16 protein-coding genes and 3 pseudogenes are annotated in these 16,312 nt (G+C 70.6%); 11 read left to right on the plus strand and 8 right to left on the minus strand.

All coding sequences use genetic code 11. From position 1 onward, the window contains the following. Nucleotides 1-232: 232 nt before the first annotated feature. The 4 genes from OCT49_RS38830 to OCT49_RS38845 are packed head-to-tail and all read left to right on the plus strand — an operon-like array spanning nt 233 to nt 3,630. Nucleotides 233-910 (plus strand): GntR family transcriptional regulator, encoded by a 678-nt coding sequence (locus tag OCT49_RS38830; protein WP_283856882.1) that lies wholly within the window; start codon nt 233-235, stop codon nt 908-910. Next, the gene (locus OCT49_RS38835) at nt 907-1,695 is read left to right on the plus strand and encodes an SDR family NAD(P)-dependent oxidoreductase (protein ID WP_283856883.1); all 789 of its coding nucleotides are present in this window, start codon (nt 907-909) and stop codon (nt 1,693-1,695) included. Before OCT49_RS38830 ends, OCT49_RS38835 begins: the two co-directional genes overlap by 4 nt. Before the next feature lie 50 nt (nt 1,696-1,745). Beyond that, the gene (locus OCT49_RS38840) at nt 1,746-2,129 is read left to right on the plus strand and encodes a sensory rhodopsin transducer (protein ID WP_252427309.1); all 384 of its coding nucleotides are present in this window, start codon (nt 1,746-1,748) and stop codon (nt 2,127-2,129) included. Nucleotides 2,130-2,184: 55 nt separating this feature from the next. Continuing rightward, entirely contained in the window at nt 2,185-3,630 is a 1,446-nt protein-coding gene (locus OCT49_RS38845; RefSeq protein ID WP_283856884.1) for a sugar porter family MFS transporter, read from the plus strand. Nucleotides 3,631-3,878: 248 nt separating this feature from the next. Here the strand turns inward: OCT49_RS38845 and OCT49_RS38850 are convergent. Further along, nucleotides 3,879-4,713: pseudogene (locus OCT49_RS38850) on the minus strand (M24 family metallopeptidase); the annotation flags it as partial. A 19-nt stretch (nt 4,714-4,732) separates the two neighbouring features. Further along, nucleotides 4,733-6,031, minus strand: coding sequence for a transposase (locus OCT49_RS38855; protein ID WP_283856885.1), 1,299 nt, complete (start codon nt 6,029-6,031; stop codon nt 4,733-4,735). A gap of 383 nt (nt 6,032-6,414) precedes the next feature. On the opposite strand from OCT49_RS38855, the gene OCT49_RS38860 reads away from it, so the two are divergent. Further along, nucleotides 6,415-6,945, plus strand: coding sequence for a DUF6210 family protein (locus tag OCT49_RS38860; protein ID WP_283856936.1), 531 nt, complete (start codon nt 6,415-6,417; stop codon nt 6,943-6,945). On the opposite strand, the pseudogene OCT49_RS38865 reads toward OCT49_RS38860, so the two are convergent. Beyond that, nucleotides 6,891-7,037 (minus strand): annotated as a pseudogene (locus OCT49_RS38865) (IS5/IS1182 family transposase); the annotation flags it as partial. The gene OCT49_RS38860 and the pseudogene OCT49_RS38865 sit on opposite strands and share 55 nt — an antisense overlap. Nucleotides 7,038-7,143: 106 nt before the next feature. Here OCT49_RS38865 and OCT49_RS38870 point away from each other — a divergent pair. Beyond that, nucleotides 7,144-7,551 (plus strand): hypothetical protein, encoded by a 408-nt coding sequence (locus OCT49_RS38870; RefSeq protein ID WP_283856886.1) that lies wholly within the window; start codon nt 7,144-7,146, stop codon nt 7,549-7,551. Here the strand turns inward: OCT49_RS38870 and OCT49_RS38875 are convergent. From OCT49_RS38875 to OCT49_RS38890, 4 genes and pseudogenes are all read right to left on the minus strand, one after another. Next, a pseudogene (locus tag OCT49_RS38875) lies at nt 7,548-8,228 on the minus strand (transposase); the annotation flags it as partial. The gene OCT49_RS38870 and the pseudogene OCT49_RS38875 sit on opposite strands and share 4 nt — an antisense overlap. Before the next feature lie 504 nt (nt 8,229-8,732). Then, nucleotides 8,733-9,872, minus strand: a complete 1,140-nt coding sequence (locus OCT49_RS38880; RefSeq protein ID WP_283856937.1) for an SGNH/GDSL hydrolase family protein — start codon at nt 9,870-9,872, stop codon at nt 8,733-8,735. 64 nt (nt 9,873-9,936) lie between these two features. Beyond that, nucleotides 9,937-10,482: a YciI family protein gene (locus OCT49_RS38885; protein WP_283856938.1), complete on the minus strand. Its 546-nt coding sequence runs from the start codon at nt 10,480-10,482 to the stop codon at nt 9,937-9,939. Between the two features lie 69 nt (nt 10,483-10,551). Further along, the gene (locus OCT49_RS38890; protein WP_283856887.1) at nt 10,552-11,130 is read right to left on the minus strand and encodes a TetR/AcrR family transcriptional regulator; all 579 of its coding nucleotides are present in this window, start codon (nt 11,128-11,130) and stop codon (nt 10,552-10,554) included. 91 nt (nt 11,131-11,221) lie between these two features. On the opposite strand from OCT49_RS38890, the gene OCT49_RS38895 reads away from it, so the two are divergent. The 3 genes from OCT49_RS38895 (at nt 11,222) to OCT49_RS38905 (ending at nt 12,725) form a co-directional block, all read left to right on the plus strand. Next, nucleotides 11,222-11,668 (plus strand): anthrone oxygenase family protein, encoded by a 447-nt coding sequence (locus OCT49_RS38895; RefSeq protein ID WP_283856888.1) that lies wholly within the window; start codon nt 11,222-11,224, stop codon nt 11,666-11,668. A gap of 246 nt (nt 11,669-11,914) precedes the next feature. After that, nucleotides 11,915-12,232: a hypothetical protein gene (locus OCT49_RS38900; RefSeq protein ID WP_283856889.1), complete on the plus strand. Its 318-nt coding sequence runs from the start codon at nt 11,915-11,917 to the stop codon at nt 12,230-12,232. A 61-nt stretch (nt 12,233-12,293) separates the two neighbouring features. Beyond that, the gene (locus OCT49_RS38905) at nt 12,294-12,725 is read left to right on the plus strand and encodes an HIT family protein (RefSeq protein WP_283856890.1); all 432 of its coding nucleotides are present in this window, start codon (nt 12,294-12,296) and stop codon (nt 12,723-12,725) included. 66 nt (nt 12,726-12,791) lie between these two features. Here OCT49_RS38905 and OCT49_RS38910 read toward each other — a convergent pair whose 3' ends face one another. Next, nucleotides 12,792-13,196 carry a VOC family protein gene (locus OCT49_RS38910; RefSeq protein WP_283856891.1) on the minus strand — a complete coding sequence of 135 codons (405 nt, stop codon included), beginning with the start codon at nt 13,194-13,196 and terminating at the stop codon, nt 12,792-12,794. A 1,312-nt stretch (nt 13,197-14,508) separates the two neighbouring features. Here OCT49_RS38910 and OCT49_RS38915 point away from each other — a divergent pair. Both OCT49_RS38915 and OCT49_RS38920 read left to right on the plus strand, forming a co-directional pair. Next, nucleotides 14,509-15,003, plus strand: coding sequence for a hypothetical protein (locus OCT49_RS38915; protein WP_283856892.1), 495 nt, complete (start codon nt 14,509-14,511; stop codon nt 15,001-15,003). A gap of 470 nt (nt 15,004-15,473) precedes the next feature. Further along, nucleotides 15,474-16,262: an IclR family transcriptional regulator gene (locus OCT49_RS38920; protein WP_283856893.1), complete on the plus strand. Its 789-nt coding sequence runs from the start codon at nt 15,474-15,476 to the stop codon at nt 16,260-16,262. Nucleotides 16,263-16,312: the final 50 nt, after the last annotated feature.

The following is a 16,312-nucleotide window of genomic DNA, read 5'->3' on the forward strand; positions in this document are numbered from 1 at the left end:
CGGCTGTGTTCGGGACCGTACCCGACCGAGAGGGTCATTGTCGACAATCGACTATTTGGCTACAGTCTGCCGGACCGCCTGCCGCACCCGCCCCGGGAGGCGCCACCGGAAGGCCCCGCGCGACAAAGCCCCGCTCCCCCGCCCTCCGACCCCCCGACCCACCTCCCCTCCGCACCCCCGGGAGCCGCCGAACTTGATTGTCGACAAAGTGCGATCCTGCTACGCTCCGGCCATGTCTGGTCTTTCCGCGCTTCCCGCGCTCCCCTCCGCCGCCCTCGCCTCCCGCCGCGAAACCGTGGCGGACGTCCTCCGCGAGGCCATCACCTCGGGCCGTCTCCAAGCGGGCCAGAAGCTCACGGAGTCGGGGGTCGCCGAACAGCTGGGAACCAGCAGGGCGCCGGTCCGCGAGGCGCTGCGCCAGCTGGAGCAGGAGGGCCTGGTGGTCTCCTACCCGTACCGCGGTACGGAGGTGCTCGGCGTCTCCCAGGAGGAGATCGAGAACGTTCTCGTACCGGTCCGCGTCTCCCTGGAGAAGTTCGCCTTCCGCAAGGCGATGCCCCGTCTGACCGACGCGGATTACGCCCATCTCCAGTCGCTCGTCCACAACATGGAGGAAGCGGCCGACGCGTCCGACGCGGCGCTGCTCGCCGACGAGGACATCCGCTTCCACGAGGCGGTCGTGACCTTGTCGGGGCAGCAGCACTGCCTGCAGATCTGGCGGTCGATCCAGCCCCGCGTGCGCGCCTACTTCCGGCGCGACGCGAACCACTACCCGGACGCGACCGTGGTCGCCGGGCAGCACCTCGAGCTCATCGACGCACTTCGCGCGGGCGACGAGCACGCACTGGACCGCGCCGTCACCGCCCACATCCAGACCCATTTCAAAACCACCGAGGACTCCTCCGAATGACTAGAACGATCTTGATCACCGGCGGCGGAAGCGGCATCGGCCGCGCCACCGCGTTCGAAGCCGCACGCCGGGGCTGGGCCGTCGGCGTCCTCGACCGTGACGGCGAGAGCGCCGAACGGGCGGCGGCCGAGGCCCGGCGCGTGGGCGCCCACAGAGTCTGGTCGGCCGCGGCGGACGTCACCGGCGAACGGGAGCTCGTCGACGCGTTCGGCGCGGCGAGCACCGCACTGGGCCCGGTGGACGGGGTGATCGCGAGCGCCGGCATCGAGGTCAACGCGCCCCTGCCACAGATGCCTCTCGACACATGGCGCCGCGTTCTCGACGTGAATCTCACCGGCGCCTTCCTGACCGTACGCACGGCCGCGCAGGCTCTGCGGGACGCCGGGAGGCCGGGCTCCCTCGTGTGCGTGTCCTCCCCTTCCGCCTTCGTCGGCTTCGCGGGCGGCTCGAACAGCGCGTACGGAGCGTCCAAGGGCGGAGTCTCCGCGTTCGTGCGGGCGGCCGCCATCGACCTCGCCCCTCACGGCATCCGCGTCAACGCGGTCGTCCCCGGCGCCACCGACACTCCGATGCTCTACTTCGGTCTCGACGGTGACGCGCTCGAAGCGGAGCGCGCGCGCCTGAGGGACGCCGCGGCACGGCAGATCCCGCTCGGGCGGATGGCCGACCCCGCCGAGATCGCGCGTGCCGCCGCCTGGCTGCTCTCCGAGGACGCCTCGTATGTCACGGGCAGTCACCTGGTCTGCGACGGCGGCCTCATGGCCAAGAGCGCGAACGATTTCTGACCGGACTTCCGACCAAACCCGAGAACCCACCGCAGAAAGGCCGAACTCACATGACAACTCAGGCGATCGGCGCCACGACATGGGTGGTCGCGGACGGCTACATCCCCCCGAGCAGCACCGGACCGGCACCCGCGATGACCAGCCATGACAGCATCTGCATGCTCAACGCCGGCGACGACCCCGCACACGTCGCCGTCGAGGTCTTCTACACCGACCGCGAGCCGGTCGGACCCTATGAACTCACCGTTCCCGCACGCCGCGCACACCACCAGCGGATCAATGATCTCCGCGGCCCCGAGCCGATCCTTCCGGGCGTCGACTACTGCCTCGTGATCCGGAGCGACCACCCCATCGTCGTCCAGCACACCCGCCTCGACTCCCGACAGGCGGAGAACGCCCTGATGTCCACCATCGCCTACCCCTCCTCCCGGTGATCTTCCCTGTGAGCAATTTGGTCGACAATCTACAATCGATAAGGATCGGTTCATCATGTCCCACGCACGCCCCGGAGAGAGCGGCCGCCTGACCCGTCGGGTGGCCGCGATGGCGGTGGCCGCCGCCATCGGCGGCTTCCTCTTCGGATTCGACACCGCCGTGATCAACGGCGCCGTGAACGCCATCGAGACCAACTTCGCGCTGGACTCCATCGGACTCGGCACCATCGTCGCCGTCACCCTGCTGGGCGCCACACTCGGCTCCTTGAGCGCCGGCTGGCTCGCCGACCGCATCGGGCGACCCCGCACCATGGCGGTCGCCGGCGCCGTCTTCCTCGTCGCCGCGATCGGCTGCGGCCTCGCCCAGGGCCTCTGGGACCTGGCGATCTGGCGCCTGCTCACCGGCTACGGCGTCGGATTCGCGACAGTGATCGGACCGCTCTACATCTCGGAGATCGCTCCGGCGAACGTGCGCGGCCGCCTCGCGTCGCTCCAGCAGATGGCCATCGTCCTCGGCATCTTCGCCGCTCTCCTCTCCGACAGCTCGATCGCGCTCGCGCTCGAAGGCGCGGACGCGCGGGCGTTCCTCGGGCTCCCCGCGTGGCGGTGGATGTTCCTCGTGGGCATCGTGCCGGCCCTCGTCTACCTGGTCATCGCGCTCGCGGTCCCCGAGTCGCCGCGGTTCCTCGTCGCGCGCGGGCGGGCCGCCGAAGCGCGCGACGTGCTGCAGAGGCTCCAGGACATCACGGCCGAAGAAGCCGCCGCGCTGACCGACCGCATGGCCGCGACGCTGCGGACCGACCGCTCCGCCCGCTTCCAGGACCTCCTCGACCGGCGGCACGTCCTCCTCCCCGTCGTCTGGGTGGGGATCGGGCTCGCGGCCCTTCAGGCCCTGGTCGGCGTCGACGTCATCTTCTACTACTCCACGTCGCTGTGGCAGTCGGTCGGCTTCGGCGAGTCGGCGGCGTTCGCGCTGTCGGTGCTGAGTTCCTTCGTGAACGTGGCCGCGACGGTGGTCGCGATTCTGCTCATCGACAAGGTGGGCCGCCGCCGGCTGCTGCTCGCCGGATCGACGGGCATGTTCCTGAGTCTCGTCACGGTGGCGGTGGGCTTTTCCACCGCCACCATCGCCGCGGACGGTGAGCCCGCGCTGTCCGGGATCTGGGGGCCGGTCACTCTTGTCGGCGCGAACCTGTTCGTCGTGGCCTTCGCCGTCTCCTGGGGTCCGGCCGTCTGGGTCCTTCTCGGCGAGATGTTCCCCAACCGCATACGCGGCCTTGCGCTGTCGGCGTGCGCCGCCGCCAACTGGCTCGCCGGCGTCCTGCTCAACTTCACGTTCCCGAGCCTGCGCGACCTCTCCTTGGCGGGAAGCTACGGGGTCTACGCGTTCATGGCCCTGCTCTCGTGGCTGCTCGTGTTCTTCTTCGTCGGTGAGACGAAGGGGCGTTCACTGGAGGACGTGCAGGAAGACGCCACACCCGTGACCAGCCCGCTGAAGTGAAACGCGCCGACGAGGCGCCGGACGCCGCGGCACTCATGCCCGGCCCCCCGCCCCGGATCCGGAACGTGCTCCGGGGCGCCTGCGGGGCTGCCCACCCTGTTGTCCGACGCCGAGACGCAGGCACGCGACCCGACCGAACAGCTCCAGACGCAGGTATCGAGCGCGACGACGAGGACCCTGGCCGTCCAACCTGGAACGCGCGGCCAGGAGCCTGCGCCACGTGCTGCAGGAAGCACCTGGCGCCCCGCCCGGTACGCGGCGCCCGGCTTCACGGCCGCCATGCCGGCCTTCCGGGACTCGTGCACCGCGTCGTAGACATCGCGCTGGAGCGGGGCGAAGGAACCGCTGATCGGCAGGGTGCGCGTCACGTCGGCGGTGCAGAGGGGGTGGGTCTCCGCTCCGGCGTCGAGCAGGAGCAGTTCGCCAGGGCGCACCGGTCCGTCGTTGTCCGTCCAGTGCGTGATCGTGGCGTGCTCGCCGACGGCGCAGATCGTGCCGTGGCCGACGGCGTTGCCCTCCAGACGCGCGCGGCGGAAGAAGGTGCCCTCGATCCACCGCTCGGCACGAGGCGACCGCCCCGGAGAGTTCGCCGACCACATCGGTGAAGCCGGGCACCGTGGACTCCACGGCCTTGCGGAGTCCGGCAATCTCCCAGTCGTCCTTGACGAGGCGGAGATCGCTCAGCGCCTTCCCCGCTCCAGCGGCGCGCTTCCCCTCGGTGGTGACGCCGGCCTCCAGGGAGGGGGCGACGCCCCGGACGATCCGGGTCGGCACGCCGGGGGCGGCGGCCAGGACACCGGCCGCCGTGCGGACGGCCCGGCAGGGCAGGCCGAGCACCCGCTCCGACTCGGCGAGGGAACGCCGCCAGCCCATCCACAGCTCGGCCGTGGCCACGGTCCAGAACTCGTCGTCGTCCCCGCTGTCCCGCGGCAGCTGATAGCAGTGGGCGTCGTGGCCGCCGTCCGCGCGGGGTTCGAGGACGAGGGCGCCGTCCCGGGCCTGATCTCCCGTCATGTGGACGTAGCCCGAGGACGGACGGAACGGGTAACTGTTGTTGTGTAAGCGGACTTTGAGGCGTCCGGAGACTCTGTTGCCGAATTCGTCAGCCGGCGAGCTGGTAGCTGAGGCGTTCGAGTCGGCTGGTGCGTGGTTTGCGCAGTGGGTCTGTGGTCCACCGGGCGTCGAGGCGGACGAGGTTGCGGGCGGTGGCGGAGAAGGCGTGCTGGAGGGTGACTTTCGGCGGGCCGCGGTAGCGGGCCCGGCGGATGCCGGTGACGTCGCGGGCCTGGCTGATGATTCCCTCGATGCCCCCGCGGAGGGCGTACTTGGCTCTCCAGGACTCGGTGTGCTGCCCGGCGCGGGCCGTGGTGGTGTGTTCGTGGAGTTCACAGGGCCGCAGGGTGAGCAGGCGGGTGCCGCGGACGGAGGCGGTGCATGCGGTGCGGGAGGGGCAGGGGCGGCAGTCGGGGCGGGCGAAGTCGATCACGATGGCGTCGCGGCCGTGCTGGGTGACCGGGTACCAGCCGGCGCTGGTGGCGCCCTGGGGGCAGTGGACCTGACGGGCCTTCCAGTCGATGCGGAACGCGCTCTTGTCGAAGCCTTCGGCGGCCTTGGCCTGGGGCGAGTGGTCGGCCAGGAGCGGGGTGATCATGCTGATGCCCCGGCCTGCCGCTTCCACGACCAGGTCGGCAAAGGGGTATCCGGAGTCGAGGTAGTGCTCGCCGGGTGCGACCTGCCGCTCGGCCAGGTTCTGCTGGATGGGCGCGGTGGCCCTGACGTCGAAAACCGTCGCCGTGGTGGTGTGCACATCGGTGATCAGCCGCAGCACGCTCGTACCGGTTTCGGTTTCGGCTTCGGCTTCGGCTTCGGCTTCGGCTTCGGCTTCGGCTTCGGCTTCGGCTTCGGCTTCGGCTTCGGCTTCGGCTTCGGCTTCGGCAGGAGTGTCGCAGGTCTCGGTGAGGTGGACCTTGTAACCCATCCAGAACACCTTGTCGCCCTTGGCCGACCAGCGGGCGTCGGGGTCGTACGGGGAGGCCAGGCGGATATGGCCGGGCGGGACGCCCTCGTCGTCGGCGTCCCGCTTCCTGATCACCTCCCATCCCCGGGTATCGGTACGGATGGTGCAGGTCTGTATCAGGACCTGCCGCAGCAGGGCCGCCGCCTCGATCTCGCGGACCCACACCGGGGCGGTGTCGGACCAGGCGGCCCGGCACACAGCCGGCGCGTCCTGGCCGAAGACCTGGCCGAAGACCTGGGCGAGCCGGTCCCGTTCGGTCTTCGAGCGCGGCATCGTCCAGCCATCGACACGCGGCCCGTAGCGTTCGGCGAACTCGGCGACGTCGATCACTCCGGCCGGCCAGGACGGCGCCGCGACGGCCAGGGCCTCCAGGGCGGCCCGCACGCTCTCCCCCGCCAGTTCGGTGCGGTTCAGTCCGGCGTGGGTTCGCTTGCGTGTGTGGGCGAGATTCTTCCGCCAGCCGCAGGGTCGATCTGATGTGCGAAGACATAGAGGCGGCGCGGGACGGCTGAGGATCCTCGGGCTGGACCCGAGTGAGCCGTAGAAATTGCCTTCAACGACAGACCCGCCTCAGCTGCCGCGACCGAGTCGGCGGTGGGTTCTCGTCGGACCGTTCCAAGATGGTGTGGCCGACGCGCCGCAGCGTACGCCAAGCCCGCAACGCTTTGGAAGGCCGATTCCGTCGGCCGGAAAACCCGTACGAGATCTTCGGCCAGTGGATCGAAGCGACCCCCGGACTAGGTTCTGTCTCGTAATCGATCTTGCAGGTGGAAATTGTCGTTGAGCTCGCGGTCAGCGGCCGGAAGACTGCGGCCATGAGTTCTCGACGTTTCGTCTCCCTCGGTCCTGACGGCATGAGTGCCGGTGGTTGGCTGCATGTGGTGGTCGAGGCGAAGACGGGGGTCTTCTATCAGAAGCAGTACGGCGGAACCGCCTGTCGGCAGGGGCAGGTCGAGGGCTTCCTGGTGCCGCTGTTCGGCCCTGATGAGCTGGACGCATTGCGCGAGTTGTTCGAGAAGGACTTCCGCGGTGTCGGCACCTGGAACTACGCGTGGCCGGATGACGAGCGGGATGGGCTCCGCGAGATCATCGGAGCCATCCGCTACTGGGCGTACGACGGGACCACCGAGGAGCCGCGCCCTTTTCGCCTGGACGAGAGCCGGATGAGTGAGGCCGATGAGGCCTGGTCACGCCGGACGGGCCGGCAGTGCTGGTGTGGTTCGACTCGGACTGAACCCGGCGATCAGTCGTCCGCCCTGAAGCGGATCAGCGCTGCGATGATCACCCCGGCCCGGTAGCGGGCCGCCAGTTTGTCGAACCGGGTTCCCACGGCACGGAACTGCTTCAACCGGGAGAAACACCACCCGACAACGTTCCGCCCCCGGTAGACACCTCAGGCGCGTAAGAAGTCAAGTTCGTTGCGCTGCGTCCGTGTGTAGCCTGTCGATCTGTTCGAACGGATGAGGGGGCTGAGGGTGGACGCGGAGTGCGGGCACGTGGGCATGCAGCTCCCTGAGGGGTCCTGGTGGGACTGGGACGTCATCGCCTGGGATGCTGCTGAGCTCCGGCTGGCGGCCGCGCATGACCTCACCTATTACCACGGCTTGGAGTTGGTCTTCGGCGATCCGACCCTCGTCAGCTGCCCGGCGAAGTTCCTCGATCCGGTGTTCCGCGCGCCGACGAGCGAGGAGCTCGCGAGAGTCACCCGTCAGATCGGCGAAGAACCGCTTGTTCTCGTCGCCTTCGAAGCGGATGCGGGCGGGCTGGAGCCCGTCTCCTGTCTCGTCGCTGCGGAACGGGTCGAAGTCGTGCAGGAAACCGTTCTGCGGTACTGGCGCGACGACGTAGCTCCTGGTCAGCGTTTCGCTCCGTGGGTGCGGCCTCCGGCCCCGCAGGCGAGCTAAGCGGCCGCCGCCACGGCAGACGGAGGCGGAAAGGCAACAGCCTCGTCGAAGCGGCTGCCGTGCTGAAGGCAGTGGTAGAGCTGTCCGATCATGCGGTTGAAGAGGTTGCGCTGGGCGGCGGCGTGCCAGTCTCCGTGGTCGTCTCGGCGCCGACGGTAGTGGGCCTTTGCGCCGGGCGAGGCGGTGATGGAGGCGAAGGCCCAGAGGTAACCGGCGTGGTTGAGACGGTCGTTCTTCACCCACCTGCGGGTGATGCTCGACTTCTTGCCGGAGGCCCGAGTGATGGGCGAGGCGCCGGCGTATGCCTTCAGGCCGCGGGCGTCCGCGAAGCGGGTCCGGTCGTCTCCGATCTCAGCGAGCACCCGGGCGCCGAGCTGGACGCCGAGGCCGGGGAAGCTGAGGATGATCTCAGCGTCCGGGTGCTGAGGGAAAGCCTCTTCGACCGCCGCGGCGAGGTCGTCGGCGGCGGTGCAGGCTGCCTCCAACTGGACCAGGAGCGCGAGCATTTGCTTGCCCAGCGCGTCTTCGACCAACGCTGGCTGGTGGGCCCATTCGGAGCGGAAGACGTCACGGAGCCGTTCGGCCTCGGCCGCGATGCCTCGCTTGCGGCCGGCCCGTTTGAGCGCTGTTTCCAGCTGTGTGCGGGTCAGCCGCGCGGCCCGGGTCGGGGTCGGGGCCGCCTTGATGTTCCGGCCCAGCGGCTCGTCGATGGTCCCGCTGATATGCAGTCGGCAGCAAGTGGTCGTTGCCCCGGTCGATCCGTCGAAGTTGGAGGTCGGCGACATCGTTCTCGCTCGTGTCGCCGGGACGGTTCATTTGCACTTGGTGTCGTCCGTGGACCGCGTCAGGAAGCGGGTGCAGATCAGCGACAACCGTGGCCGTATCAACGGTTGGACCGGTCACGATCGTGTCTTTGGTATATGTGTGGCAGTTGGTGGCGTCCCCCGGTCAGGAATCGCGGGCAAGACGCTCGCGGTGGGATCCGATGATTCCTCCTGAACCTGACGCTCCAGCGGCATCGGTCCGCCAAGCCATGAGGGTGGCAGAACGAGTGCGTGTCAGCGAGATCGATGGGCGGGACCGGTGCCCCTGCGGATCATCCGCAGGGGCACCGGGTCGGTGGTGACCTGGCGGCGCGTGGATGGTGCGTGCCCGCCCTCACACGAGGGGCTGCGAACAGCTCAGCGGAAGGGACCGTGGGGCGCGAAGGCGTGGGCAGCGAAGCGCTTGCCCATGCGGCGGTACGCGGTGGCGGTGGGGTGGAGGCCGTCGGGCAAGTCGTCTGTCTCTTCCGGGCCGAGCAGTGCTCGTCCGTCGAGACAGTGGAGGTGGGGATCGGACGTCTGTCGTGCTGCGGCGATCCGGGCCAGTTCGGCGCGGACCACTGTCAGCGTCAGTGCGCCGTCGGCCACATCGGCCGGGTCGCCCAGGGCGGTGATCCTCCCGTCCGGTCCGGTCCTGGTCGGGCCGGGAACCTGTTCCAGGGCCGGGCAGCTCACCGGGGAGATCAGCAGCAGCGGGGTGTCCGGGTGACCGTCCCGGATCGTGTCCAGAAATCCGTGTACCGCCGGGCCGAAGGTCCGCAGCCGGAAGGCGGACAGGCTCACGATGTTGATGCCCACCTTCAGGCTGATCAGGTCGGCGGGCGTGTTGCGGATCGTCCGGGCGACGTAGGGGTCCAGCAGGGCGTTGCCCGCCTGGCTGAGGTTGATCACCTCCACCCCGCCGAGCGCGGCTGCCACCACCGGCCAGGTCCCGGTCGGGCCGTCGGCCTCGATGCAGTGGCTGATGGAACTGCCGTGGTGCACCCAGCGGCGGCGCCCGTCCGGCAGCGGTGCCAGCACGTCGCCGTCGGCACGCAGTGCCACCAGTTCTGTGGGGGTCTGCTGCGGAAGCCACAGTTCGACGTTCTTCATGCCGGCCGCCAGTCCGGCGAACCGTACGGTTTTGGGTTTGCCCGGGATGAGTCGCTGGGCGGCTCCGGGGCCCGCCATTCTCAGCACGTTGCCCACCGGCGCCTGCCGGCGCCGGGCCAGGGCACCGTCCACCAGCAACTCCAGCATTCCGGTCGGGCGGGGGTGGGGGTCGGTGGCGAGTTGGCCGGTGGAGGTGAGTACCTCCAACTCCAGTGCGCGTGCATCGGTGCGGAACACCAGCCGCACCCCTGAAGGCATCACGGTCACCCCGTGGACCGACGGGTTCTGGTACTGGTCCTTGGTCCACGCCGGCAACCGGCGCGGCATCACCCCTGCCGCTGTGGTCTCCAGGTCCAGCGCACCCCGTAACTCCACCGGTCCGCCCACCAACGGGACCGTCCGCATCGTCACCGCTCCTGTTCCAGGTCGAGGTGTTCCGGAGATGGCATCGGCCCGGTGTCTTCGTGGTTCATCGGCGCCCGCCGGGCTCCCAGTTGTGGACCTCGATGTCCGCGTACCGGTCCGGGGTCAGGACGGCGCGTGCCGTATCCGGGTTCGGGGCCCGGAGCAGTGCGGCCGTGCCGAGCCAGGTGTCGCCGTCGTCGGACAGCAGCGGCCCGTACGCGATCAGCTCGTCCTGGTCCGGTGGGGTGAGGTCTGCGGCCGGGCCTTCGCCGAGGCCGAGCAACAGGTACTGGTTGCCGCCGCTTCGGCCGCCGGGGAAATCCCACATGGTGCGTCCCAGCACGTTGCGCCACCGGCGCAGCAGCACGTCCCGGTACGCACCGGCCTGGTAGTTGGGTTCGTCGAAGGCGAACGCGCGGGCAGCGGCGGGATCGGGCAGGTCGATGATGTGCACGCTTCCGGTGGGTGTTTCACCGTCTTCGGCGAAGGTCGGGCCGCGGGCGATCAGTTCCTTCGCGTACCGGTCCATGTAGGACCAGTGTTTCTCCAGCAACTCTTCGCGCAGCGCGAGGGAGGCCGGCCGGTCTCGGTGGTAGCAGAAGTACTCCATGGCCACCAACCTTTCCTCACCAAGGGCGCCGTCTCAACCGGCTTTGCCGTCGAAGGCCCTCGTGTTCCCTCAGGCCATGGCGAGTCGGTCCACCAGCAGTTGCACTCTCGGTCCGGTGTGTTCCGGTGGCAGTCGTCCCGTTCGGGTCAGGGTGGCCAGCCCGTGGAGGGATGCCCAGAACACCTCGGTGAACAGTCCTGGGGCGATGCCGTTGCCGGCGACTTCTTCGAGGCATTCCAGCAGTGCGGCGAAGGCGTCCTTGAGGGGTTCGGGGGTTTCTTCCCGGGCGTATGCGAGGCCGCCGTCGAGTTGGAAGAGGGCGTCGTAGACCGCCGGGTTGCGGGCGGCGAAGTCGAGGTAGGTGCGGGCGAGGGCGTACACCCGGGCGCGGGGGGTGTCCGCGGCGGCGGTCGCGGCCCGTACCTCTGCGGCCATTTCGGTGGCGCCCTGGAGGGCGACGGCGCCGATGATCTCGCGTTTGCCGCGGAAGTGGCTGTAGAGGACGGGCTGGCTGTATTCGATGCGTTCGGCGAGCCGGCGGGTGGTGACCGCGTCCCAGCCCTGCTGCTCGGCGAGTTCGCGGGCCGTCGCCACGATGAGGCGTTCGCGCTCCGCCCGTTCGCGCTGCTTGCGTTCCTGTACCGACATGACTCGATCCTAGCACCGCTAGACATACGAGCGTCAGCAGAACTAGCGTTGCCTCATCAGCTAGCAACGCTAGATTCTCAGGGGGATCGTCATGCTCAACGCGCTCGAGATCGTCACCACCGTGGTCGTCGGCGTGATGGTGGGGGTGGAGTTCTCCGTCGCCTTCGTCATCGGCCCGATCCTCAATGCCCTCCCGGAGGACAGCGGCCAGCTCGGCCACGCCCACGGGGGCCGGATGCTCGGCGCCGTGATGCCGTTCTGGTACATCGGCTCGCTCGTCCTCGTCGGCATCCGGGCCGCCGCCGGGTGGCCCCACCACGGCACCGGCCTCCTCGTCACCGCCGGTGCGCTCCTGGCCCTCAGCGTGGTCATGTCGGTCCTGCTGCTCGTTCCGATCAACAACCGGAACAAGAACTGGACCCCCGAGAACCGGCCCGAGGACTGGAAGGAGCAGAGGAACCGCTGGGACCGCCGGCACTACGTCCGCGTCGCCGTCATCGTCGCCGCCTTCGCCCTGCTGGCCGCCGCCCCCGCCTGAGCCCACGGGCTCCCCCGCCCCCGGCCGCCCCGGCCACGCCCGCCGCTGGACCCCGCCCGCCCCAGCCCCTCGGTTCCAAGGGGCACGGCGGGTTCCCGGCCGGTGACGGGCGCGGTCGGGCCTGCCGGTTCGGCGGCCGGTGTCGAAACCGGCTCAAGGACGGCCGGCCGGCGGGCACGGCCGGGGATCGCCGCCCGTGCCGCCGGGCGGGCTGACAAGGACCGTGGACGTCAGCACACTGAACCCATGCGGCATGAGGAAAGGGCGAAGACCGCCGTCGTGAGAGCCCTCGTCCCGGCGGGCATCCTCGTCTTCTCACCGGTGCTGCTGATCGCCGGAGCACCGATCCGCCGCCGGTATCTCCGTCACGTCCACCGGGACGGGGCCCCGCCGCTCATCGACAAGGAGCGGGGCCAGGTCGGCGTTCACTGGTTCGTGGTCACCAGCCCTCTTCTCGGCCTGCTCTGCCGGCCCACGGAGTGGCTCGCCCGTCTCGTCCCCCGCCGCAGCCGAAGGACGGGGCGAGGACGTGGTCCGAAGTCCCCGGGCCCCGCTGTGCGGTGATGTGCTCCGCCCGCGCTCTCCACCTGCCCGGGTGCGGGGGGCTGTGGCAGGGTGGGGCGGCATGGACTGCGTCTTTTGCCGGCTCATTCGTGAAGACACCGCCCGCTGGGTGGCCCGGGGGGACGAGGCCTGCGCCTTCGCCCCGTTGGACCCGCTCGCGCCGGGGCACACCCTGGTGGTTCCCACCCGTCATCACGCGGATGTGTTCGACACCCCGCCCGATGTCCTGGCCGCCTCGACGCTGCTGGTCCAGCGCGTGGCGGGGGCCATGCGGACGGCTCTGGGCGCCTCGGGTGTCAACGTCCTGCACGCGAGCGGGCCCGGCTCGGAACAGTCCGTCGCCCATCTGCATTTCCATGTCGTCCCGCGGTGGGCGGACGACGGGATCTCCACATGGCCGGCCGGCCGCTCCCGTCACCGCCCTGCCGGTGACCCGGTCGCACGGCTGGCCGGGGAACTCGACCGGGACCAGCCGCCCCGCCCCGGGGACTGACCCCGCGGTTGTCCGGCCCGGCGCGCCGGCGCGGGCCGCCCGTGCACGCCGCGCCGGGCCGGGTGCTCAGTTGGCCGGCGCGGGGGATGCGGAAGTCTCGGCGCGTTCGGCCGCGCTGCGCAGGACGCAGAACTCATTGCCCTCGGGGTCGGCGAGGACGGCCCAGCCCGTGCCGTCGGGTTCCCGGCGGTCGGCGACGAGGGTGGCACCGAGGCCGAGCAGCCGCTCGACCTCCTCCTCGCGCGAGGTCTCCGGGCGCAGGCACAGGTGGATTCTGTTCTTGGTGGTTTTGGGTTCGGGTACCTGGTTGAAGTGCAGCAGCGGGCCCTGGGGCAGCATCACTTCCGTTTCCGTGGTGCCGGGTTCGGCTTCCGGGTGCAGGGGGCTGCCCAGGGCCCGGCTCCAGAACCGGGCCAGTTCGTAGGCGTCGGCGCAGTCGATCGCCACGTTCTGTATCACTGATGAAGTCATGGGGGTGAGCCTGCCCGGCCGGCGCCCGGTCCGCCACCGGCCGAAGGGGGCTGTTGCTGTTCGTGTCCGGGGGCCGGGCGGGGGCGAGTTCGCGCCATTCTCGTCGGGGCAGCCTGGACGGGCCGGCGGTCAGTGCCTGGAGACAGCCGTGGGCGGCTCCGGCCCGCAGGTGCTGCCAGGCATCCGGCGCGGGTGGGGCGTCCATGGCTTCCAGGCAGGAGCGCGGGGTGGTCACGGCTCTGGGGCGGTCCGGTACGGGATGGCCGTCCCCGGGGTGGACGGTGTCGTCGACGCGGTGTTTGCCCCGGCCCTGGGCGTAGCGGCCGGGGAATGCCTCGCCCGGGATGCCGGCCGCGGCGGCGGTCGGGCGGCGGTGCGGGGTGGTTGGTCGACGGCCTTTGCCCCGGGCCCGGACAGCAGCACGACGAGCGGCACGACGGCACGACGGCGGCGGCATGGAGCGGTGAGACGGGAGTCGGCGGCGGCATGGAGCGGTGAGGCGGGAGTCGGGGGCGGCACGGCAGGAGCCGGAGGCCGGTCATGGGACAGGGGAAGCAGCGACGGGGCTGCCGGGCCCCGGCAGCCGCGGGACAGGGCCGGTACGGCGGCCTCATCCCGCGAACGGGCCGGGAGCGGTTGGCGGTCGGGGGCGGGGCAGCCGTCGCTCACACCTGCCGGGGTCGTGCCGTGCCCGGTTGCCCCCCGCACCACCGTCGCAAAGCGGCTCCTCCGCATCAGGGTTGTGGGGGTGCTCTGCCGGGGGACGGTCGTCGCGCAGACTCGGGTCCGCCCGGGTGGGAATTGCGCACGGGCCGAGGGGGTGGGGCGGCGGGTCGTGTGCCCTAGAGTGGCCGTACCCCTGAACGGGCGTGGGAGCGATGATGAGGCGGGCGAGCGCGTACGGACCGGTGCACACCGGTTTTCGTGCTGCCCTGTCCCTGCTTGTGGCCGTCGTGGCCCTGCTGTGCGTGTTCGGCCACGTGCCGCGTGACGGTTCGCTCCCCCGGGCATCTGCCGCGGAGTTCGCCCACCCCTCCTCCTTTCTCGAAGCGTCGTCCGGAACGGCTGCGCCGTGCGGCAAGAAGGCCGTCGCCGATCAGACCCCGCAGCGGGCCGAGAACGCTTCGCAGGTGTCCGGCTGCTCCGGCTGCCCGACGCCCCGGGCCGGAGCGGTGACGTTCCATGAGCCGTGCTCCGGCACGTACTCGGCAGGCCCCGCCCCGCCGCCTCCTCCCCCACTTCACTCCGTTCTGCGGATTTAGAGCGGCCCGTTGGTCGCGTCCCTGAATCCTCCAGAACGGAGTCATCTCACATGTCCTCTTCCCCGCGCTCATGGAGCCGGGCCGGTGCGGCACTGCGTGGTTGGCGGACCCGGCAGTGGACGGTGGCGGGCCTCGGTGCCCTGGCCACCGCGGTCCTGGTCGGCGCGCCCACCGACGTGGTGCCCAACCCCCTGTTCGGCCGGTCCGTCCCCGTCCAGTGGTGGAACTATCCCGCTCTCGTCGTCACGGCGGCACTGGCGGGCATTGTCCTGAGCACCTATGTGCGGCAGCCTTCCCCGGCCGGGACGGCACCGGCCCGCGACGGCGGTCGTCTGGGTGCGGCCGGCGGTGTGCTGTCCTTCTTCGCCGTCGGCTGCCCGGTGTGCAACAAGCTCGTTCTCGTGCTTCTCGGGGCCTCCGGCGCCATGAGCTACTGGGCTCCCCTGCAGCCCCTGCTGGCGGTCCTTTCCGTGGGCCTGCTGGCGGAGGCCGCGCTGCGCCGCCTGTCCCTCCAGGCCGTGTGCCCGGTGACGGCTTCCGCCTGACCGGCGTTCCTGATCAACGGAGTTCGCCCGGGAGGAGCGCCTGTCGGTCGTCGGATCCGCCGTGTCCGAGCGGATCGTGCTTCTGTTCCTGGCGGTTCTGTTCGCATCGGCAGGGCTGCCGGCGTTGTTCCGTCCGGCGGCGGGGCCGGACGGCGCGGTCCTCGCCCCGGGAGCCGTCGAGGCACGGTGACGCGCCCCGCCCCGTGTCGGTCGAGACGAATGCGGGGATCCGTTGGAGAGTTCGTGCGGTGGTCTTCGAGGCGAGTCTCTTGCCGTCCCGGGTGGCAGGGGTGGGGTGTGCCGCCTTCCGGGGTCCGGGCTCCCGGGGTGTGGGGTTGCGGGGGCGGGGTGGGGCGGGGTGCGAGGGGGTATTTGTTCCGGCTGCGGGGTGGTGGTTTTCCGGAACGGGGCGGGACCGGCACGGTATGCTGATGCAGATTGTGCAAGCGATTTGCAAAATGAGGAGGGTCATGGCTACTCGGGCGGCTGACGCCGGTACGAACCAGAGTGTCGAACGGGCGGTCGCGGTGCTGCGTGCACTCGACTCCGGCCGTGCTGAACTGCGTGTTTCCGATGTCGCCGAGCTCACCGGGCTGGGTTCCTCCACCACGTCCCGGCTGCTGTCCACCCTCGAGCGCCTCGACATGGTCGAGCGCGATCCGGTCAGCAATCTCTACCGGCTCAGTCTCGGGATGCTTCCGCTCGCCGCCACCGCCCTGAACCGCCATCCCGTGCACCGGGCCGCCCGCATGGTGCTCCAGGACCTCGCCGGCCGCACCGGGCTGGGGGCCAACGTCGCCATCCGCCGCGGCACCGAGCTGATGTTCCTGTGCAACTTCGAGGGGACGCGGGCCCCGAAGTCCTACACGCAGGCCGGGCACGGCGCCCCGCTGCACGCCACCAGCATCGGCAAGTGCCTGCTGACCGGGCTGACGCCCAAGGAGCGCCGCAGGCTGCTTCCCGAGCCGCTGGCGGCGCACACCGAGTACACGACCACCAGCCATGACCTGCTGGACGGGGAGATCGACACCGTGCGGCGCACCGGGTACGCCGTGGAGGCCGAGGAGCGTGCCCTGGGGCGGGCTTCGCTGGCCGCGCCGGTCCGGGACGCGTCGGGCGAGGTCGTGGCCGCGATCTCGCTGTGGGGGCCCACCTCCCTGCTGGGCAGCCGGACCGAGGCCGAGGGGCAGCGGCTGGCCCTGACCCGGGAGGTCATCGAGGCCGCCGACGTCATCAGCCAGGCGCTCGGCGCCCTCTGACCCACCGCACGCCCCGCGCGTTCCGCGCCCCGCAGGCGCCCCGGACGGGA

It is taken from the genome of Streptomyces sp. ML-6, assembly GCF_030116705.1.
In the GTDB taxonomy this organism is placed as follows: domain Bacteria; phylum Actinomycetota; class Actinomycetes; order Streptomycetales; family Streptomycetaceae; genus Streptomyces.